This is a genomic window from Desulfovibrio legallii, assembly GCF_900102485.1.
Classification (GTDB): domain Bacteria; phylum Desulfobacterota; class Desulfovibrionia; order Desulfovibrionales; family Desulfovibrionaceae; genus Desulfovibrio; species Desulfovibrio legallii_A.
In genome coordinates, this window is sequence record NZ_FNBX01000014.1 from 15,498 (window position 1) to 36,180 (window position 20,683).

Sequence of the window (20,683 nt, forward strand, 5' to 3'; positions counted from 1 at the left end):
GGGGGGACTTTTGTTCACAAAAGTTCCCCCTCCCCCCGCAGAAACGTTCCCCTCCCTTTGCTTCCCCTTAATAACAGGCGATATTGCTGTCTGTGCGGGGTTCTGTCGCGCCTACCAGCACGTTGTTGTCCAGGCGCAGGATCATCTGCCCGCGGCCAAAGGAGACGCTTTGGAGGGCCACTTCCGTCTCATGGCCGCGAGCGGCCAGCTGGCGGGCGGTTTCTATGGGGAAGGAGGGTTCCACCAGAAAACGGCGGTCGCCCACCCACTGCCAGCGGGGCGCGTCCAGGGCCTGTTGCGGATTGAGCTTGTAGTCCACAAGGTTGCACATGACCTGCACATGGCCCTGCGGCTGCATATAGGCCCCCATGACGCCCATGGGGCCCACGGGCCGTCCGCCCTGGGTGATGAAGGCGGGGATGATGGTGTGGTAGGTTTTTTTGCCGGGCCTGAGACAGTTGGCATGGCTGGGATCGAGGGAGAAATCCGCCCCGCGGTTCTGCAGGGCAATGCCCGTATCGCGCACCACGATGCCGGAGCCAAAGCCCATATAGTTGCTTTGGATATAGGAGACCATGTTGCCGTGCCCGTCGGCGGCGCAGAGGTAGACCGTGCCGCCCCGGGGCAGTTCCACGGGCGCGGGCAGGGCGGCGCGGTCTGTAATCTGGCGGGCGCGGGCCGCGCCGAAGGCCGGGTCGAGAAAAGCATGGTAGTCCACGCTCATGTGGCGGCTGTCCGTCACATAGCGGCGGCTGTCGGCAAAGGCCAGCTTCATGGCTTCCCACTGCAGGTGCCGGGCCTCCGCCTCAGGGAGGGTTCCCAGGGGAAATTCCTTGAGAATGTTGAGCGCCATAAGGGCCGTGATGCCCTGGCCGTTGGGCGGGATTTCCCACAGCTCATAGCCGCGGTAGGCCACGCTGATGGGCTCCACCCACTGGGGCTGGAAGGCCGCCAGATCCGCGGCCGTCAGGAAGCCGTGGAAGGCGGCGCTTTCCGCAGCTATGCGCGCGGCCAGATCGCCGCGGTAAAAATCTTCGCCCTGGCTTTGGGCAATGGCCGTGAGGCTGCGGGCGTGATCGGGCAGGCGCACGATTGCACCCGCCTGCGGAGGCTGCCCCTGCGGGACAAAGGTGCTGTACCAGGCGGCAAATTCCGGGCCGGTGCAGTGGGCGCGCAGCTTCTGAAAGGCTTCGTTCCACAGAAAGGCCAGCATGGGCGGCACGGGGTAGCCTTCTGCGGCATAGGTTATGGCCGGTTCCAGCAGGGTGGGGAAAGGCAGCTTGCCGAAGCGGGCGGAAAGGGCGGCCCAGGCCGCCACGGCTCCGGGCACGGTGACGGGCGTCCAGCCGTAGCGCGGCATGGCTGCGCCGCCGTGGCGGGCCAGGACTTTTTCTATGGAAATGGCCTGGGGCGCGGGGCCGCTGGCGTTGAGGCCGTGCAGGGCTTCGCCGTGCCAGACCAGGGCGAAGGCGTCGCTGCCCAGCCCGTTGGAGGTGGGCTCCAGCACGGTAAGGGCCGCGGCCGTGGCCACGATGGCGTCCACGGCGTTGCCGCCCTGGCGCAGCATGGCAAGGCCCGCCGCGGCGGCCAGCGCCGAGGAGGAGGCCACCATGCCGTTGCGGGCGTAGACGGGAATGCGTCGGGAGGGATAGGGCGCGTAGAGCGGGTCGAAATCAAAGGGCTGGCGCATGGCGGGCTCCAGAGCGGGGGGCCCCGGCGCGCAGCGGCGTCAGGGCCCTCCCGTGGGCGATGTTGGGCGATGGCCTTGCGGTGCGGTTACCGCACTTCCACGCACTGCCAGGGCAGGCCGTAGCGGTTGAGGTCTTCCATGAAGGGGTCTGGGTCCATCTGTTCCATATTCCAGACGCCGGGCTTGCGCCACAGGCCGGAGGCCACCATCTTTGCGCCGATCATGGCGGGCACGCCTGTGGTATAGGAAATGGCCTGGGAGCCCACCTCGGCATAGCAGGCTTCATGGTCGCAGATGTTGTAGATGTAGACGGTTTTTTCCTTGCCGCCCTTGACGCCGCGCAGCACGTCGCCAATGCAGGTCTTGCCCTTGGTGAGGGGGCCGAGGGAGGCCGGGTCGGGCAGCAGTTTGGCCAGGAACTGAATGGGCACAATGTCCTGGCCCTGGAATTTGACGGGATCAATGCGGGTCATGCCCACGTTGCCCAGCACCTTGAGGTGGTTCAGGTAGTTGTCCGAAAAAGTCATCCAGAAGCGGGCCCGGCGAATGCCCTTGAGGTTGCGCACCAGGGATTCCAGCTCCTCGTGGTACATAAGATAGCACTTTTTGGGGCCGATGCCGTCGGGGAAGTCGTAGGTCATGGACCAGGAGAGGGGGTCGGTTTCCACCCATTCGCCGCGTTCCCAGTAGCGGCCCCGGGCCGTGACCTCGCGGATGTTGATTTCCGGATTGAAGTTGGTGGCAAAGGGCTGGCCGTGGTCGCCCGCGTTGCAGTCGATGATGTCCAGCACCTGCACTTCGTCCAGCTGGTGCTTGAGGGCCCAGGCCGCGTAGACGTTGGTCACGCCGGGGTCGAAGCCGGAACCCAGCAGGGCGGTGAGCCCGGCCTCGCGGAAGCGTTCGCCGTAGGCCCACTGCCATTTGTATTCAAATTTGGCCGTATCCAGGGGTTCGTAGTTGGCGGTATCCACATAGTGCACGCCGCATTCCAGGCAGGCGTCCATAATGTGCAGGTCCTGGTAGGGCAGGGCCACGTTGCAGACCAGGTCGGGCTTCAGATCCCGCAGCAGGGCGCAGAGCTCCGGCACGTTGTCCGCGTCCACCTGCGCGGTGCTGAGGTCCGCATCCAGGCGTTTTTTAACGCTTTGGGCGATGGCGTCGCACTTGGCGCGGGTGCGGCTGGCCAGGGTGATATGGCTGAAGGCCTGTTCGTACTTGGCGGCCTGGGCGCACTTGTGGGCCACCACGCTGCCCACGCCGCCCGCGCCGATGATGAGAAGATTGGCCATGATGTCTATAACCTCGTCTGTTGCAGGCGTGGAGGCCTTTTTCAAAAAGGGCCTCCCTCACAAAATGCCCCTACCGCGGCCGCCGTCTGGTTCTGTCCAGCCGTTCCTGCATGAGGAAGCGGCCCGTAACGGAGTTGGGGTCGGCCACGATGGCTTCGGGCGTGCCCGCGGCCACGATGCGGCCGCCGTTTTCTCCGCCGCCGGGGCCCATATCCAGCACATAGTCCGCGGCCAGGATCATGTCCGTATTGTGCTCGATGACCACCACGCTGGCGCCGCGGTCCACCAGGGCGTGGAGCACCTTGATGAGCTTGCCCACCTCGTGCATGTGCAGGCCGGTGGTGGGTTCGTCCAGGATGTACATGGTGCCGGGCAGGGAGCGCTTGCCCAGCTCGCGCGAGATTTTGATGCGCTGGGCTTCGCCGCCGGAGAGGGTGGTGGCGGGCTGGCCCAGGCGCAGGTATTCCAGGCCCACTTCCTCCAGCACGGCCAGGCGGCGTTCCAGGGCGGGATAGCTGCTGAAGAGCTCGCGGGCCTGGCGCACGGTGAGCTCCAGCACGTCGGCGATGTTCAGGCCTTTGTAGCGCACTTCCAGGGTTTCGTGGTTGTAGCGGCGGCCCTTGCACACGTCGCAGGTGACGTAAATATCTGGCAGAAAGTGCATTTCCACCCGAATCTGGCCGTCGCCGCCGCAGGCTTCGCAGCGGCCGCCGCGCACGTTGAAGCTGAAGCGGCCGGGTTTGTAGCCGCGCTTGCGGGCGTCGGGCGTCATGGCGAAAATATTGCGGATTTCGTCAAAAATCTTGGTGTAGGTGGCCGGGTTGGAGCGCGGGGTGCGGCCGATGGGGGTCTGGTCAATGGCCACGATGCGCTCCACGGGCGCGGCGTCATTGGTATAGCTCAGGCCGGCGATGCTGCCGGGCTGGTCCACGCGCTGCCCCAGGTTCAGGGCCAGGTGCTTGTAGAGGGTATCCACCACCAGGGAGCTTTTGCCGGAGCCGGAAACGCCCGTGACGCAGGTAAGCACGCCCAGGGGGATGCGGCAATCAATGTTCTGCAGATTATTGGTGGCGATGCCGTGGAGCAGCAGCGCGCCCTTGCCCTCGCGGCGCTGGTCGGGCAGGGGGATGCTGGCGTCCCCGCGCAGGTAGCGGGCCGTGAGGGTATCGGCCCGCAGGAGCTGATCCACGGAGCCCTGAAACATGATCTGCCCGCCCTGCGCCCCGGAGCCGGGGCCCAGCTCAATGACCGTATCCGCCGCGCAGATGGTGGCCTCGTCGTGCTCCACCACCAGCACGGTGTTGCCGCGGGCCTGGAGGGAGCGCAGGGTGCCCAGAAGGCGTTCGTTGTCGCGGGGGTGCAGGCCGATGGAGGGTTCGTCCAGCACATAGGTGACGCCCACCAGGCCGGAGCCCAGTTGGGAGGCCAGGCGGATGCGCTGGGCCTCGCCGCCGGAAAGGGTGGCCATGGAGCGGCCCAGGGAGAGGTACTCCAGCCCCACGTTGCGCATGAAGGACAAACGGTGGGTAAGCTCCTTGAGCAGGGGTTCGGCGATCAGGGCATGGCGGCCCGTGAAGCTGCGGCGCGCCAGCCAGTCCAGGGCGCGCTCCACGGAAAGAGCGCAGAACTGGGCGATATTCAGATCGTCCACCCGCACGGCCAGGGCGCTGGGGTTGAGGCGCGCGCCGCGGCAGTCCGGGCAGTCCATGGTCTGGCGGAAGCGCGAGAGCGCCTCGCGCCAGGCTTCGCCGTACTGCATGCCGCTTTCCAGCAGGGGGATGACGCCGGGCCAGCGCGTCGCGTCCGCACGCACCTGGCTTTGCGCCTTCATGGCCTGGACAAAGTGTTCGCTCTGATAGTCGCCCGCTGCGCCCAGGGCCACGCTGCCGCCCATCCAGTTGCGGCGCAGGCCCAGGGAGGCGCGCGCCGGGCGGCCGTGTTCATCCTCGCCGTAAAACAGGGCGGCCAGGGCGTCTTCGGAAAATTTTTCCAACGGGGTGGAGAGGCTGAACTTGAAGCGGGTGCCCAGGGCCTTGAGGGCCGCCTCATAGCGGGCAAAGGCCTTGCCCGTCCAGGGCAGCAGCGCCCCTGTGCTGAGCGAAAGCCCCATGTTGGGCGCGATGAGGCGCGGTTCAAAGTAGTCCACGCCGCCCAGGCCCACGCAGCGGGGGCAGGCCCCCTGGGGGCCGTTGAAGGAAAAGAGCTGCGGGCTCAGGGCCGGGAGGGAAATGTGGCAGTGCGGGCAGACCGAAGTGGTGGACTGCACCGCGTCCTGTTCCCCCTGGGGCAGGTCGGGCCGGTGCACCACCAGCCGCCCGTCGCCGAAGCGCAGGGCCAGCTCCACGGAATCGGCCAGCCGCCCGCGGATGCCCTCCTTGTTGACCAGGCGGTCCACCACCAGGTCGATGCTGTGCTTTTTGTTTTTATCCAGCTCAGGCAGGGCGTCCAGGGTATGAAAGGCGCCGTCCACGCGCACGCGGGCAAAGCCTTCGGCCTTGAGCTTTTTGAATTTGTCCTGATGCGTGCCTTTTTGCAGCTCCACCAGCGGGGCCAGAACCATGAACTTTGCGCCCTGGGGCAGGGCCAGAATGTCCGCAATGATTTCGTCCGTGGCGCGGGCTTCAATGGGCCGTCCGCACTGGGGACAGTACATGCGGCCCAGGCGGGCGTAGAACACGCGCAGAAAGTCGTAGATTTCCGTTACCGTGCCCACGGTGGAGCGCGGGTTGCGCGAGACGCTCTGCTGCTCCAGGGAGATGGCCGGGGAAAGGCCCTCAATCTTCTCCACGTCGGGCTTGTCCATCTGGGGCAGGAACTGGCGGGCGTAGGTGGAAAGGGATTCCACATAGCGCCGCTGGCCTTCGGCGTAGACGATGTCAAAGGCCAGGGTGGACTTGCCGGAACCCGAAGGCCCGCAGACCACTACCAGCTCGTCCCTGGGGATATCCAGGCTGATGTCGCGCAGGTTGTGCTGCCGGGCCTTGACGATGTGGATGCAGGGCTTTTTGCCGTCGCTCATAGGGAAAGACGCTGCCGCCAGGATTGCACGGTATTGGACAGGAGCATGGCAATGGTCATGGGCCCCACGCCGCCGGGCACCGGGGTGATGGCCCGGGCTTTCTGACTTACGGCGGCAAAGTCCGCATCGCCGCAAAGGCCCTGGGGCGTGCGGTTGATGCCCACGTCAACAACCACCGCGCCTTCGCGCACCATGTCGGCGGTAATGCTGCGCGGCCGGCCCATAGCCAGGAACAGAAAATCCGCCTGACGGCACTGCGCCGCCAGGTCCGGCGTGCGGGAGTGGCACACGGTTACCGTGGCGTCGCCGTAGGGGCCGGGCTGGGTAAGCAGCATGGCCAGGGGCTTGCCCACAATGTTGGAGCGCCCCACCACCACGGCCCGGCAGCCCGCCGTGGGCAGCTCGTAACGCCGCAACAGCTCCATGACCCCGGCAGGCGTGCAGGAAACAAAGCCCGGCAGGCCTACGGAAAGCCGCCCCACGTTCATGGGGTGGAAGCCGTCCACGTCCTTGTCCGGATCGATGGCCAGCAGGCAGGCCTGAGCGTCCAGGCCGCCCGGCAGGGGCAGCTGCAGCAGGATGCCGTCCACGGCCGGATCCGCATTGCAGGCGCGGATCAGGGCCAGCAGATCCGCCTGGCTGGTGCCTGCGGGCAGATGGTGCGGAAAGGACACGATGCCCGCTTCGGCGCAGGCCCGTTCCTTGTTGCGCACATAGACCTGCGAGGCCGGATCCTCGCCCACCAGAATCACCGCCAGGCCCGGCGCGCGCGCGCCCTCGGCCCGCGCGGCGGCCACGGCCTCGGCCAGCTCGGCCCGCAGGGCCGCGGCCGTTGCTTTGCCGTCGATCAGAAGCATGTTTTCTCCACAGGTAGAAGGGGGGAAATTTTGTGGGGGAGGGCCCCTGATGCAAAAGGGTTTCCTCCCCCACGCCTTTTCCCGATAACGTCAGGGCACTGCACCCTGGCAATGCCCAGGCGGCAGTGCGGGCAGACGCTCGCCGCGCAGGCGCGGGTACGCGCCGGAATGCGCGGGTACGCGCCGGAATGCGCGTCCGCCTGCCCTTGCGAACGTGCGTTCCCACGGGCAGCGCGCACGGCTCCGGCATCAGAGGCAGGCCGGAAGCCGCACCGGGCCCGAAGGCGCGTTATTGGTCCGAGCCTTCCTGCAGGTAATACTCCGCCATAATGGGGCCGAAGAATTCGGCGTCCTCGTCCAGCTCTTCTTCAATGCGCAGCAGCTGATTATACTTGGCCATGCGCTCCGAGCGGCAGAGGGAGCCGGTTTTGATCTGCCCGGCATTGAGGCCCACGGCCAGGTCAGCGATGAAGCTGTCTTCCGTTTCGCCGGAACGGTGCGAGATGACCGTGCTGTAGGAGGCTTCCTTGGCCATTTCCACGGTATCGAGGGTTTCGGTGACCGTGCCGATCTGGTTCAGCTTGATAAGGATGGCGTTGGCCACGCCCGCGTCAATGCCCTCGGCCAGGATGGCCGGATTGGTGACGAAGACGTCGTCGCCCACCAGCTGGATGCGGTCGCCCAGCGCGCCCGTGAGCATGCCCCAGCCGTCCCAGTCGCCCTCGGCCATGCCGTCCTCAATGGAGATGAGGGGGTATTTGTCCGCAAATTCGGCCAGCCACTGGCTCATTTCAGCGTTGTTGAAGGTTTTGCCCTCGCCCGCCAGCACATAGGAGCCGTCCTTATAAAATTCCGAGGCCGCCGCATCAATGGCCAGGGCCACCTCGCGGCCGGGATTGTAGCCCGCCTCTTCGATGGCCTTGATGATGTAGCTGAAGGCTTCGTCGTGGTTCTTGAGGTTGGGGGCAAAGCCGCCCTCGTCGCCCACGCTGGTCACGTGGCCGTCCTTTTTGAGGATGGCCTGCAGGGTGTGGAAGATCTCCGCGCCCATGCGCAGGGAATCGGCAAAGGTCATGGCCCCCACGGGCATGATCATGAACTCCTGAATATCCAGGTTGTTGGGGGCGTGCGCGCCGCCGTTGACGATGTTCATCATGGGCACGGGCAGCACCTTGGCGTTGATGCCGCCCAGATACTTGTAGAGGGGCAGGCCCAGGTACTCAGCAGCCACGCGGGCGCAGGCCATGCTGACCCCCAGCATGGCGTTGGCCCCCAGACGGGACTTGTTGTCCGTGCCGTCCAGGTCAATAAGGGTATTGTCGATCTGCACCTGGCGCAGCACGTCCATGCCCGTGAGGGCGTCGGCGATTTCGCTGTTGACGTGCTCCACGGCCTTGGTCACCCCTTTGCCGCCATAGCGCTTTTTGTCGCCGTCGCGCATTTCCAGCGCCTCGCGGCTGCCGGTGGAAGCGCCGGAAGGCACAGCGGCCCTGGCGCTGTGGCCCGACTCCAGCGTCACTTCCACCTCCACGGTGGGATTGCCGCGCGAATCAAGAATCTCACGGCCGAAAACCGAGGCAATGCTGCTCATGGATAGCTCCTTTTGCCCTGCGGGCGATGATTGCGAAAAAAGTGCGCCGGACGGCGCGGCGTCAGCGGTCCAGCGTATCCCGCTGCTCGTAGTACAGGCGGCGTAGACCTTCAAGCAGCAGCATGGGCGTCACCTGGTCAAATACCGGGCTCACCCTGGCGATGGCGTCGGCAAAGCCGCCCGTGCCCAGCACCTTTGTGGGGCCGGGCAGCTGGCGCTTGAGCCGCTGGGCCAGGCCCTCCACCATGCTGGCAAAACCGAAAACCAGCCCGTGGCGCATGCTGGTGCTGGTGTTGCGGCCCGGAGAGGGCTCTGTGGCGCGCACGTCCAGATTAATGCGCGGCAGCTTGGCCGCCGCGCCGGAAAGCGCCGCCAGCGCCGTGCGCGGGCCGGGAAATATCAGGCCGCCCAGGTAGGCGTCGCCGCTCACGCAATCCAGGGTGACAGCCGTGCCGAAATCCACCACCAGAATGGACGGGGCCTCAGGGCAGAGCCGCCGCGCCGCATAGGCCCCCACCAAGCGATCGGCCCCCACTTCGCAGGGGCGCTCGTAGCGGTTTTCCAGGGGCACGGGCAGATCCTTGCCCACCCGGTGCAAGGGGCAGTTCAGATACCGGGCCACGGATTCGCGCAGCAGGGGGTCAAAGCCCGGCACCACCGAGGAGGCCACGCAGCCGGCCAGTTGCCCAGGCGTTACGCCCGCATGGCGCAACAGCGCAAGCAGGGTAAGCCCCAGGTTGTCCGCCGTCTGCCCTATATCCGTGTGCAGGGTGTAGGAGGTCAGCACCCGGCGCGCGTCCGCCAGGCCGATTTTGACCGAAGTGTTGCCGATGTCAAACAACAGAAGATCGCACTCCATACCTGCCCCCCCCTGACGGCCGTTCTTACGCGCAGCCGCAGTATGCCCCATCCCTGGCCGGGAAGCAAGGCGCGCCCCGGCCCTTCAGCGGCGGCGCGCGCCCAGGACGTTGGGCAGCAGGGCCCGCAGGTCGCCGGTCACCAGCAGGCCCGCGGCGCTTTTGCCCGCAAGCTCTCTGGTCAACGCCGGAGAGCGCACCAGCAGCCCGGCCTGGCCGCCGCCTTCCACATACATGACCGTGCGCACATTAAGGGGTAGGTGCAGCAATTGCTGGGCAAAGGCGTAGGCCTCCACGGGCTGACGGCAGTGCAGAAAAAGGATCTGCCCGTCCCCGTCCACGGCCACGGCCGAAATGGAGTAGAGCGGCCCCCCAGGCGACCAGAGGATGCGCCGGTCCGCGCTGGTCATGCGGTAGTTCTGCACCACCAGGCGGTAGTGGTTGAGCTGGTCCTGCCAGTCGGGGGCGTCCTTATCCAGGATAGTGGCCCGCGGCAGAGCGTCGTTATCGGGGCCGGCCACAAAAAAGGCCCCGAAGCGCTGCACCAGGCGGCCGTTATTGACGTGCGCGCCCTCCCGCATATAGCCCGTGCTGGTCAGCCCGTCGGGCAGGTACATGCTGGCGTTGATGGCGGCGGCAAGGTTGTACTGCTCGCCCCACTGGCTCAGGGCCCGCGGCGGGCCGCCGTCCAGCGAGCGCGCGCAGAGGACAAAATCAAAGCGTTGGGGATCAATGCGCAGGGCCGTGAGCAGGGCTTCGCTCTCGTGGAGCTGAAATTCGCCGAACAGCAAACCCGGCTCCAGTTCCCGCCAGGCGGCGCGGCCCGCGCTGTCCACCCCGCCCTGGGGCGGTCCGCCCTGCCCGCCGGGCGCGGCCGCGCCATCGGAAGGGGCAACGCCCAGGCCTTCGGCCGGGGAGGCCGGGCTTTCCGGGGCAAGGCTTGCGGCTGGCGCGGGGGCGAAAAACGGCACAGCCCCCGCGTCCCGGATCGCAGCTGCGGCACCAGCCCCGGCAGCGGGCGGGGCCGTCGGAAGGGCTGGCGCGGCCGGGGCGGTTGCCGCCTCCGGCGGCAGGGCCGGCGCAGCGGATGCGGCGCGCCCTGAATCGGGCTCCGGAGCGGCGCTGCGGGCCGGGCCGGGGGCAGCGGGCGCAGCAAACGCCGGGGGCGCGGCATCGTCCGGCAGGGCGCGGGCAAGGCCCACGGCAATCCAGGCCCACAGCGCGGCGCAGCACAGCCCGGCCGCGAGCCCGAAGGCCCGCCGCCCATGCCGCCCTCCCGCGCGGGGAGGCCCCCCGGCCGAAGCCGCACCTGCTGCTGGAATCTTTTTTGTTGTCATAGTGCGCCTGCTGCCCCTGAATTACGACCAGTTGCGGCTTTTGGCAAGATTGCCCGCCAGGGGCAGGCGCGGACGGCGCAGCTACCTGGGCGACAGACTTGACATATCAACTTATCTTGATATTGTTATTAAGTGGATTGACCACGCTCCTGCGCGTATCATTATCAAAGAGGATGGCAGTATGAACATTGGCCGCAAGATCCGCGCCGTTGGCGCGCCCTTTTGCTCCCTGGAATTTTTCCCGCCTGCCGATGCGGCCCAGCTGCCGGCGTTTTACGCCACAGTGGAGCGGCTGCGCGCGCTGGACCCCCTCTTTGTTTCCGTGACCTACGGCGCGGGCGGGGCCCGACAGCAGAACACCCTGACCGTCACCGCGGAGCTGGCCCGCCGGGGTTTCACGGCTATGGCCCACCTCACCTGCGTGGGGGCGGAGCCGGAATCCATTGCGGGCTTTCTGCAGGCCCTGCGCGCCGCCGGGGTGGACAATGTGCTGGCCCTGCGCGGTGATCCGCCCGCGAACCGGCCTGAGGACAAGCCCTGGGACTGGAGCCGGGCGCATTTTCACCACGCTGCGGATCTAGTGGCCTTTGCCCGCCAGCGCGAGCCCGGCATGGGCATCGGCGTGGCGGCCTACCCTGCGCCGCACCCGGAATCCCCCTCCTTTGCCGAAGACCGCCGCCGCACGGCGGAAAAGCTCCGCGCCGGCGCGGATTTCGCCCTGACCCAGCTTTTTTTTGACGCCCGCGAGTATGAGGATCTGGTGGCCCGGCTGCGCGCCCAGGGCATTGCCATCCCCATTGTGCCCGGCATTCTGCCCATCCAGAGCTTCGATTCCCTGCGTCGGGTGCTTGCCCTGTGCGGGGCCAACATTCCCGGCAAGCTCTACCTTGATCTGGAAGCCGCCGACGCCAGGGGCGGCGCGCAGGCCGTGCGGGAAGTGGGCCTGGCCTTTGCCGTGCGCCAGATCCGTCGTCTGCTGGAAAGCGGCGCGCCGGGCGTGCACCTTTACACCCTCAACAAGGCCGACCTCTGCCTGCGTCTGGCGCAGGAGACGGGGCTGAGCCACGACAAGGCATGCGCCCCTTCGTCCTGAGCCTGTTTGCAGCCCTGCTGCTGGCCTGTGCAGGGGTGGCCTGGCTGGCGCCGGAAATGGCCCGCTAGGGCCTTCCCGTCAGCGCTGAGCCCACCCAGCGCGAAAGCGTCTGCACCCTGCTGGCGCACGAAACGCAGCGTCGCCTGACGCCGCGCTTCAGCCCGGCAGGGCACTTTTTTGCGGCCCCCATCCGCGTAACCTTGACCACGGAACAGCCCGAAGCCCGCATCCACTATACGCTGGACGGTTCAGAGCCCACGGCGCAAAGCCCCCTTTATACGGAGCCCATCAGACTCGGCCCCGCAAAGAACACGACCTGCGTGGTGGTCAAGGCCAGGGCCGTGGCAGGGGACCGGACCAGCGCCGCCAGCGTGCACAGCTATTTTTTTGATCCCCACATTGCGGCGCGGTTCTCCTCCTACGTCTTTTCCCTTTCCACAAACCCGGACAACCTTTACGGCCACGAACGCGGCATTCTGGTGCCCGGCAGGCTGCGCGCCCTTTCCGAAGCGCAGCATCCCTATCTCGACGCCACCGCGCACAACGCCAACTACAAAGGCCGCGGGCGGGAGTGGGAACGCCCCGTCGCGGTAGAGGTTTTCAGCCCGGAAGGCACGCGCATCCTGGAGCAGGCGGCCGGGCTGCGGGTTTTTGGCGGGGTTTCGCGGCACGCGCTGCAAAAATCCCTGCGGCTTATTGCGCGCAAAAGCTACGAAAAAGGCCACGGCAAATTCGACTATCCTTTTTTCCCGGAATTGGCCCTCCCGACTGCGCCGCGCCCTATGTTGGCCTTTGACGGACTGGTGCTCAGCAACGGCGGCCAGGATCTGGAAGACGCGCAGCTGCGCACGCCCCTGCTCACCCGGCTGGCCGCCAAGGCCGGCTATCTCTGGGTGGCCCCGTCCCATTCCGCGGCGGTGTTTCTCAACGGCGCGTACTACGGGCACGCCTTTTTGACCACGCGCGTGGACGACAGCTTTCTGGCCGATGCGCTGCACGTGTCCAAAGGGGACATCACCGTTCTAGACGGCGGCGTGCGCGAGTTGCGTTCTTCCCCCAAGTACCCGCATCTGCTGCATTTAAGGGAAATTACGGACTTCCGCAGGCTTGCCGAAGCCTGTGCAGACCGCCCCATGGACGCCGCGCTGCTTACGGCCGTTGCCCGGCAGGTGGATGTGGACAACCTGCTCTCCTACTACGTCGCTGAAATTTATGTGGACAACCGGGACTGGCCCGATGACCAGAACAACGTCAGAGTCTGGCGCTACAGCGGCGACACGACGCTCCCCCTGCCGGAGCTGGACGGCCGCTGGCGTTATGTGCTCTATGATCTGGACGCTACGGCCATGAGCCTGTGGCACGGCATGCAAGGGGCAGACGCCCCTTCTCTTGCCCGGGTTATGAAAAAGAGCCCCATCTTTGCCGCCCTGCTCACGCGGCCGGAGCTGGCGGCGCAATTTGCCAACAACCTGTGCGACATGGCCTTTGCCCACTTTACCCCGGACAAAGTGCGCGCCGCCATGGCGGCCCTGGACGCCGTCAGCCTGAAGGAAATCCGCTACGCGGCCGCACACGGCGCGTACAGCCCGCCGGGGCTGGGGCAGAAAATTATGGCCGGGCGGCAAAACATTCTGCGTTTTTTTGAAGAGCGCCCGGCGCATATGCTGCACGAGCTGCGAGAAACTTTCGGATATACTGAGCTTTATGAAGTTTCTGTACAGGGCCGGGCCCGCTGCGGCACCATCGCTGGCGAGAACCCTGTGGGCTGGTATTTTGTGGAAAATCCAGTTATAGTTGCTCCTTTACTGACGCCCACCGTCGCCTTTGACCACTGGGAGGTCAACGGCGTTGTCCGCCGCGGGCCGACCCTGGCGGTTTCCGCCCAGGACGCGGTAGACGGGCGCGTGCGGGTTGTCCTGGCGACGCGGCCGCATCCCGTGCCTTTCGCGCTGGAAGAAGCCTACGACCAGGGCGCCCTGTGCGGTTTTACCCTGCGCAACGTGAGCGACGCGCCCCAGAGTGCGGACGGCCTGTATCTGAGTGACCGCCTGGATAAACCGCGCAAATATCGCTTAAAAGATTTGACGCTGCAGCCCGGCGAGTTCGCCCAGTTTGTGGGCAAGGGCCACCGGCATGCCAAGGCGCTGTTGCGGCGCAACGTCAACTTCAACCCCAGAAAGGGCGAGACCGTCTACCTGCGGGACGCGGCGGGAAACATCCTGTCCTCCATCCCGGTGCGGTAGTCCGCTCCAGTTTTGGGCAGCCTGGTGCACCATGACCGAAGAACTCCGCAAACTGCTGCTTCTGCTCTCGCAGCAGGAAAGCCTCAGTTTTGTCTCCCTCGCCACCACCATGACCGTGGCCCTGGGCTGCGGCCTGGCTATCTATCTGCTCTATAAATATTTTTACCGCGGCGTGATCTACAGCGAAAATTTCGGCGTGCTGCTGCTTCTGGTCAGCGGCGTCACGGCTTTCATCATCATTACCATCGGCACCAACTTCGTGCTTTCGCTGGGCATGGTGGGCGCGCTGTCCATTGTCCGCTTCCGCGCGCCGATCAAGGATCCCCTGGACGTGGGCTTCCTGTACTGGAGCATCGCGGCCGGACTTACGGCCGGGGCGCGTCTCTACATGGTGGCGGTATTCGGCACGGCCGTGCTGGGGCTGGTCTACATTCTCATGCACGCCGTGCACAAGGGCCGGCGCGTCTTCCTGCTCATCCTGCGCTACGCCGCCGAGGCCGAGACGGCCGTGGTCGGTCTGCTTGCGCCCCTCAAGGGCAAGCTGAAGAACAAGAGCGTCAGCGGCGGCCTGACGGAGCTGACTCTGGAAGTCCGCGTCAAAGACGGCCGGACGGCCTTCATAGAGCCCTTAACCGCCGTTCCCGGCGTGGAAAGCGCCACCCTGGTGGAATATAACGGCGATTATGTTTAGAGCAGATCAACTTTGAGAATATGCATTCTCAAAGTTCAAGGCACGCTTGTTTCGGCGCTTAACAGCGCAATAAATTGCGCTTACGCCTCCACAACGGGCGTCTGCTTTAGCTGAAGCCGTGCTCCATAAGGCAGAACCGGGCCATGACGTACTTGGAAATGGCCAGCTGCGTCATCTCCATGCCGGAAAACAGCCGGGCCGCCGCATCGGGCAGGAAACCGTCGTATTTCAGCTCCAGAATCGTGAGCCCGTCTGTCTGCACGGGCAAGAGAACCGCGCTCCCTGGTCGGGCGGCGCGCAGGCCGCTGTCAAAGGTCACGCGCACGTTGCCGGGCGCATAGCTGAAGGCCTCCCGGTCATAGTCCACCTGCACCACGGGGCGCAGCCCCGCCCGCAGCCAGGCGGCGTAAAAAGCCCGCCACACCGGTGCCTGCTCCCCCGCCGCGCAGCCGAAATCGCCCCGGCACAGCCGCCGGAACTGCTCCGGCGCGAGCCAGACCTGGTCCTTGCGGGAAAGATCGCCGCATTTGTGCTTGCGCTCCAGCCGCGCCTTCTCCGTCGCCCCGTCGTACCAGCGCAGCCGCCATTTGTCCCGCACCAGGGCCCCGCACTGCTTCTGGCGCAACGCCGTATCGTAAAGGTCGTCAAAATACAGGCTGCTGATGTGGTAAGGGCCGTTCTGCGCATGCCTGTCCGGGCGCAGCAGCCAAGCCACGCGCTGTCGCAACGTCAGCGCGTCCCCAGGCGTGAGGTAGTATTTGCGTTCGCAGCGGAATCCGCGCTGTACGGATGTGGCCCGCGCAGGCACTGGCAGTGAGAAGAGGGGCATTATTGTATGTTACCCTTTGATGACGCCGAAGTAAAGCGGCGCTTCCGGGCCGTGCGCCGTATTGACCGCCTTCCCCTCTCCACGGTAGGTTGTGCGCCATGACAGGTTCCATCCAAAAAGGCCACGGCAGCCTGCTGCTGGCCGTCTGCGCCTCCCTCTTCTGCATGCCCTTCATGATGGCGGGGGTCAACGCCGTGCTGCCCCCCCTGGGGCACAGCCTGCACGCCAGCGCGCGCGAGCTGGGCCTTATGGGGGCCTTCTATTCCATGGGGCTGGCCGTGTTCCAGCTGGCGGGCGGCAGCCTGGGCGACATCTGGGGCTACCGCCGCGTTTTCCTCTGGGGCGTAGGCATTTTTGCCCTTACGGGCGCGCTGCTCGGCTTTGTCACCTCTGTGCCCGTTTTTCTGGCCCTGCGTTTTGTTCAGGGGCTGGGCGGGGCCATGTTCAACGCCTGCGGCCTGGCCCTGCTGGCCTCGGCCGCGCCCGACGGCAAGCGCGCCTCCTACCTGGGCTACAGCGGCTCGGCCGTATACGCGGGCATTGCCTGCGGCCCGCCCCTGGCCGGGCTGGTGGCCGGCAACCTGAGCTGGCGCTGGCTCTTCTGGGGCAATGCCCTGGCCTGTGTGGGCGTCTTTCTGCTCATGCGCTGCGCCGTGCGCCTGGACTGGAGCCCCGCCAAAGAGCGCTCCTTTGACTGGCGGGGCTGCGGCGTCTACGCCATGGCCATGACCGCCCTGACCTTCGGCTCCTCCGAGCTGGCCGACGCCCCCCTCCTGGCCGGGGGACTGCTGGCGGCCTTCGTTCTGCTGCTGGCCCTGTTCTGCCGCCTGGAGCTCAACAGCCCGCACCCCCTTCTGGATCTGCGCCTGCTGGCCCGCAACAGGGTTTTTGCCCTCTCCTCCCTGGCGGCCTTCATCAACTACAGTTCCTTTTTCGGGGTCATGTTCTTTTTCAGCCTCTATCTGCAGCTGGGCCGGGGGCTCAGCGTGCAGCAGGCCGGGCTCTTTCTGGCCGTGCAATCGCTGGTCCAGGCCATGACCACCCCCCTGGCCGCCCGGCTCTGCGCCGCGTTTCCGCCGGGCAGGGTCAGCGCCGTGGGCGTGGGCCTCTGCGGCCTGGGGCTGCTGGTCTGCGGCTTTCTGCGGCTTGATTCGCCCTTCTGGCTGCTGTTCGGGGCCATGGGCCTGCTGGGATCGGGCATCAGCCTGTTTGCCCTGCCCAACACCACCATCATCCTGGAAAGCGCGGGCCGGGACCATGTGGGCCAGGCATCGGGCCTCACCGGCGCGGTGCGCACGGGCGGCCAGCTCATCAACATGGCCTGCATCACCCTGACCCTGGGCTTCTTCCTGGGCGACAAACCCGCCAACGTCCAGAACATCGACGCCTTCATGGCCGCCATGCGCACGGACCTCATCATCTTCGGCCTGCTCAACCTCCTGGCCGTGGGCTGCGTGCTGGCCCGCAACCGCAGCTGAGAAGAATTTGGAGAGGCTTTGCGGGGGACGAGAACTTTTGAGCGCTGCACTGTCTTTGCCCGTAACTAGCGCTGCTGTCTTTGCCCGTAACTTCCTTCGTCGTAACGGGCTAAGCTGCCCCCCAATTCCCCCCCCCATACCCCCTCATCCTTCAAAAAACTTTTTCCCCCAGATAACGCGACAGGCGTACTCAGGATGAGGGTGGGGAGTTTTTTGGGGGAGAAATGCGGGCGCAGCTGACGGCGGGGCGTAAAAGACTCTAAAGTTTTTTTGCAGTCTGCCGAAAAAATGGGGTGAGGACGGTACACGCCATGGCCGACGCCACTACCGCACGTCTGCGCACCATGCTGCAGGGTTACGAGCAGCAGCTCCTGGCGGCCCGCAGATTGGCGCGCTTCCGCGCCCGCCGTCGGCTGGCCGTGGGCGAAGACCCGCGCGAACCGGACCCGACGCCCAAGCGGCGCGCCACCGTGGAACAGGTGGCCAGAGAGCTTTACGACATGCTGCTCTACACGGGCAGCGACAACCCGGTGGTGGAAGACATCCGCCGGGAACTGAGCAAGGAGGTGGGGCGCGAGGTGCGCTTCACCTATCCGCCGGGCGGCAGCCTGTGCGTGGTGGCCCAGGGGCCCGACGCCGCTGAAGCCCTTACTGCGGAACAACAGCGCGCCGCGCGCCGCGCCCTGTGGGGCATCACGCGCCGCCGGGTGGACGCCGGCGTGCTGGACCCCGCCGCCGGCAAGCCGGCGGACGATTCCCAAAGCAAGATCTGAGTTTCCCGCGCGGCCTGCTTCTGACCGTGCCCGAGGGAGATCCCCATGAAGATAGAAAATAACGTCCAAACATTTTTTGATCCCTATGCCGCCTCCTCGGCGACGGACAAGGCCACGCAGGCCCGGGCAGCGGATGCCGCCGCCCCCCAGACCGAAGGCGGCGATACGGTCAGCGTCTCGCAGGACGCCCTGCTCCTGACCGAAGCCCGCCGCACAGCCCAGAACACCCCCGACGTGCGCGCCGACAAGGTGGCAACGCTGCGCCAGGAGGTGGCTGACGGAACCTACGCTGTGGACAGCCGCCGCATCGCGCAGAGCCTGATCCGCGAGGAGCCGGGCCTCTTCCAGCTGTAATCCCCACCCCGCCGTAAGGCCCCCCGGCAGAAGGACGCGGCCCGTCGCCCGCATGACAGGCCGCCCGCCTTGCGTTATGCTGCGGCCATGAGCGAACCGAGCATGGAACGGCGGGCCTTTGTGGCCTGCGGGCAGGTGCAGGGCGTGGGCTTTCGCCCCTTTGTCTACCGTCTGGCCCGCGAAGAAGGCCTCACGGGCAGCGTGGGCAACACCTCAGAAGGCGTGCGCATGGAGGTGCAGGGCCCGGCCCCGGCCGTGTCCGCCTTTGGCCGCCGCCTGCGAGCCGAGCTGCCCCCCCTGGCCCGCCTCACGGGGGTGCGGGAAGAACCGCTGCCCCTGCAGGCGGATGAGGCCGCCTTCCGCATTGTGCCCAGCCAGGGGCACAGCGGGCACAGCGTGCTGGTCAGCCCGGACATGGGCCTCTGCGACCAGTGCCTGGCCGAGATGCGCGATCCGGCCAACCCCCGCCATGCCTACCCTTTTACCAACTGCACCAACTGCGGCCCGCGTTATACCATCACCCGCGCCATTCCTTATGATAGGGCCGTGACCAGCATGGCCTGCTTCCCCCTCTGCCCGCGCTGCGCCGCGGAGTACGCCGACCCCCTGGACCGGCGCTTCCACGCCCAGCCCATTGCCTGCCCGGACTGCGGCCCCCGGCTCTGGTTCGTCAGCCGGGCGGACAAGGCGGCCTGCCGCACGGCCGCGCCCACCGCCGCGCCGGGGCGGGATGCGGCCGCCGCCGCGCAGCAGGCCCTGCGCGACGCCGCGGCTCTGCTCCTGGCGGGCGGCATTCTGGCCCTCAAGGGCCTGGGCGGCTTTCAGCTGGCCTGTGACGCCCGTCGGGCGGATGCGGTGCGCGCGCTGCGGCAGCGCAAACAGCGCCCGCACAAGCCCCTGGCCCTCATGACGGCGGACCTGGCGGGGGCGCGCAGCCTGTGCGCCCTCACGCCGGAGCACGAGGCCCTGCTGCAGAGTCCGGAAAAGCCCATTGTGCTCTGCCCCTGCCGGGCGGATGCGGCCCTGCCGCCGGAAATCGCCCCGGATACGGGGCAGGTGGGCCTGATGCTGCCCTACACCCCCCTGCACGCCGCGCTTTTTGATCTGCTGGCCGCCCGCGCAGCCCTGCCGCCCGTCCTGGTCATGACCTCGGCCAACGCAAGCGGCGAACCCATCTGCCTGGGCAACCGCGAGGCCCTTGACCGCCTGGAACGCCTGGCCGACGCCTGGCTGCTCCACGATCGGGACATTCTGGTCCGGGTGGACGACAGCGTGGTGACCCTGCAGCCCGGCCCGGCCGGGACCAGCGCGGCCCAGCCCCTCTTTTATCGCCGGGCGCGCGGCTATGTGCCGCGTCCGGTCTTTCTGCCGCCCCAGGAGGCCCACGGCCCCTGCGTGCTGGGAACCGGCGCTGAGCTCAAAGCCACCTTCTGCCTCACGCGCGGGCGGGAGGCCTTTGTGGGGCAGCACATCGGCGATCTGGAAAACCCGGCCACCCTGAATTTTTATGAAGAAGCGGCCGCCCACCTGGAGGCCCTGCTGGAAGTGCGCCCGGCGGCCCTGGTCTGCGATCTGCACCCCGACTTTCTCTCCACCCGCTACGCGCGGGAACGCGCCGCGCGCCAGGGCCTGCCCCTCTGGTCCCTGCAGCACCACGCGGCCCACGCCGCCGCCGTGCTGGCGGAAAACGGCCGGTACGCTCCGGCCCTGGCCCTCTGCCTGGACGGCACGGGCCTGGGGGAGGACGGCACGGTCTGGGGCGGCGAGCTGCTGCTGCTGGAGCTGGACGCGCCGCGCTGGCAACGGCTGGGGCGGCTTGCCCCCTTTGCCCTGCCCGGCGGGGACGCGGCCGTGCGCGAACCCTGGCGCATCGCCCTGAGCCTTGCCCAGCGCGCCGGCCTGGAGGACGCGGACTGGGTGACGCACGATGGGGGAGCGCAGGACGCGGCCATTGCCGCAGTAAAAGAAATGCTGCGCCGCAAGGTCAACTGCCCCCTGACCTCCAGCTGCGGCCGTCTGTTCGACGCTGCGGCCGCGGCCCTGGGGCTCTGCGCCCGCACCACCTATGAAGGACAGGCGGCCATCCGCCTGGAGGACGCCGCGGTCCGCCCGGAAGGCGGACTGGAGCGGGCCACGGCCGCGGCCCTGCGGGGGGAGACCCCGCCGCCCGCCGCCTGGGGGACCGTGGAGCCTGTCTGGCGGGACGGCCTGTGGGAAGTGGACAGCGCCCGCCTGTTCGGCCTGACGGCCACGGCCCGGCGGGAGGGCCTGCCCGTGGGGGAAGCGGCGGCCCGCTTCCATCTGCGTCTGGCCGCCAGCCTGGCGCGGATGGCGGCCCAGGCCGCGGGCCAGCACGGCGTTGACGCTGTGGGCCTTTCCGGCGGGGTTCTGCAGAACGCCCTGCTGGCCCGGCTGCTGCCGCTGGCCCTGCGCGCGCACGGGCTGACGCCGCTCACCCACCACGAACTGCCCCCAGGGGACGGCGGCCTTTCCCTGGGCCAGGCCGTGTGGGGGCGTCGCCTGCTGGCGACGGGGAAATAAACAGTCAGAGGGGCGGGAGCCTGCCCAGACCTTATAACCCG

General features: G+C 67.0%; 15 protein-coding genes. 7 read left to right on the forward strand and 8 right to left on the reverse strand.

What is annotated here, in order from left to right:
- Positions 1–67: 67 nt before the first annotated feature.
- The 7 genes from BLS55_RS08840 to BLS55_RS08870 all read right to left on the reverse strand — a co-directional run bounded on the left by BLS55_RS08840 (position 68) and on the right by BLS55_RS08870 (position 10,640).
- Positions 68–1,690, reverse strand: a complete 1,623-nt coding sequence (locus BLS55_RS08840; RefSeq protein WP_092154421.1) for a gamma-glutamyltransferase family protein — start codon at positions 1,688–1,690, stop codon at positions 68–70.
- Between the two features lie 86 nt (positions 1,691–1,776).
- Positions 1,777–2,979, reverse strand: a complete 1,203-nt coding sequence (locus BLS55_RS08845; RefSeq protein WP_092154499.1) for a saccharopine dehydrogenase family protein — start codon at positions 2,977–2,979, stop codon at positions 1,777–1,779.
- A 70-nt stretch (positions 2,980–3,049) separates the two neighbouring features.
- The gene (gene uvrA / locus BLS55_RS08850) at positions 3,050–5,998 is read right to left on the reverse strand and encodes an excinuclease ABC subunit UvrA (RefSeq protein WP_092154423.1); all 2,949 of its coding nucleotides are present in this window, start codon (positions 5,996–5,998) and stop codon (positions 3,050–3,052) included.
- A complete protein-coding gene (gene folD / locus BLS55_RS08855) occupies positions 5,995–6,855 on the reverse strand; it encodes a bifunctional methylenetetrahydrofolate dehydrogenase/methenyltetrahydrofolate cyclohydrolase FolD (RefSeq protein ID WP_092154425.1) in 861 nt (286 codons plus the stop codon). Before folD ends, uvrA begins: the two co-directional genes overlap by 4 nt.
- A gap of 289 nt (positions 6,856–7,144) precedes the next feature.
- Positions 7,145–8,446 (reverse strand): phosphopyruvate hydratase, encoded by a 1,302-nt coding sequence (eno, locus tag BLS55_RS08860; RefSeq protein WP_092154427.1) that lies wholly within the window; start codon positions 8,444–8,446, stop codon positions 7,145–7,147.
- A gap of 61 nt (positions 8,447–8,507) precedes the next feature.
- Positions 8,508–9,305: a type III pantothenate kinase gene (locus tag BLS55_RS08865; RefSeq protein WP_092154429.1), complete on the reverse strand. Its 798-nt coding sequence runs from the start codon at positions 9,303–9,305 to the stop codon at positions 8,508–8,510.
- 84 nt (positions 9,306–9,389) lie between these two features.
- Positions 9,390–10,640, reverse strand: coding sequence for a phosphodiester glycosidase family protein (locus BLS55_RS08870; RefSeq protein ID WP_092154431.1), 1,251 nt, complete (start codon positions 10,638–10,640; stop codon positions 9,390–9,392).
- A 181-nt stretch (positions 10,641–10,821) separates the two neighbouring features.
- On the opposite strand from BLS55_RS08870, the gene BLS55_RS08875 reads away from it, so the two are divergent.
- The 3 genes from BLS55_RS08875 (at position 10,822) to BLS55_RS08885 (ending at position 14,667) form a co-directional block, all read left to right on the forward strand.
- Positions 10,822–11,733, forward strand: a complete 912-nt coding sequence (locus tag BLS55_RS08875; protein WP_092154433.1) for a methylenetetrahydrofolate reductase — start codon at positions 10,822–10,824, stop codon at positions 11,731–11,733.
- A 143-nt stretch (positions 11,734–11,876) separates the two neighbouring features.
- Positions 11,877–13,976, forward strand: a complete 2,100-nt coding sequence (locus tag BLS55_RS11915; RefSeq protein WP_257243196.1) for a CotH kinase family protein — start codon at positions 11,877–11,879, stop codon at positions 13,974–13,976.
- Between the two features lie 31 nt (positions 13,977–14,007).
- Positions 14,008–14,667, forward strand: coding sequence for a hypothetical protein (locus tag BLS55_RS08885; RefSeq protein ID WP_092154435.1), 660 nt, complete (start codon positions 14,008–14,010; stop codon positions 14,665–14,667).
- 106 nt (positions 14,668–14,773) lie between these two features.
- Here the strand turns inward: BLS55_RS08885 and BLS55_RS08890 are convergent, their stop codons facing one another.
- Positions 14,774–15,496 carry a polyphosphate polymerase domain-containing protein gene (locus BLS55_RS08890; RefSeq protein WP_092154437.1) on the reverse strand — a complete coding sequence of 241 codons (723 nt, stop codon included), beginning with the start codon at positions 15,494–15,496 and terminating at the stop codon, positions 14,774–14,776.
- Positions 15,497–15,594: 98 nt separating this feature from the next.
- On the opposite strand from BLS55_RS08890, the gene BLS55_RS08895 reads away from it, so the two are divergent.
- The 4 genes from BLS55_RS08895 to hypF all read left to right on the forward strand — a co-directional run bounded on the left by BLS55_RS08895 (position 15,595) and on the right by hypF (position 20,642).
- Positions 15,595–16,974 carry an MFS transporter gene (locus tag BLS55_RS08895; protein WP_092154439.1) on the forward strand — a complete coding sequence of 460 codons (1,380 nt, stop codon included), beginning with the start codon at positions 15,595–15,597 and terminating at the stop codon, positions 16,972–16,974.
- A gap of 311 nt (positions 16,975–17,285) precedes the next feature.
- On the forward strand, positions 17,286–17,747 hold the full coding sequence (locus BLS55_RS08900) for a DVU0524 family FlgM-associated protein (RefSeq protein ID WP_092154441.1): 462 nt from the start codon (positions 17,286–17,288) through the stop codon (positions 17,745–17,747).
- Positions 17,748–17,792: 45 nt separating this feature from the next.
- Positions 17,793–18,101 (forward strand): flagellar biosynthesis anti-sigma factor FlgM, encoded by a 309-nt coding sequence (flgM, locus tag BLS55_RS08905; RefSeq protein ID WP_092154443.1) that lies wholly within the window; start codon positions 17,793–17,795, stop codon positions 18,099–18,101.
- Between the two features lie 87 nt (positions 18,102–18,188).
- Positions 18,189–20,642, forward strand: coding sequence for a carbamoyltransferase HypF (gene hypF, locus BLS55_RS08910; protein ID WP_092154501.1), 2,454 nt, complete (start codon positions 18,189–18,191; stop codon positions 20,640–20,642).
- The last annotated feature ends 41 nt before the right edge of the window (positions 20,643–20,683 follow it).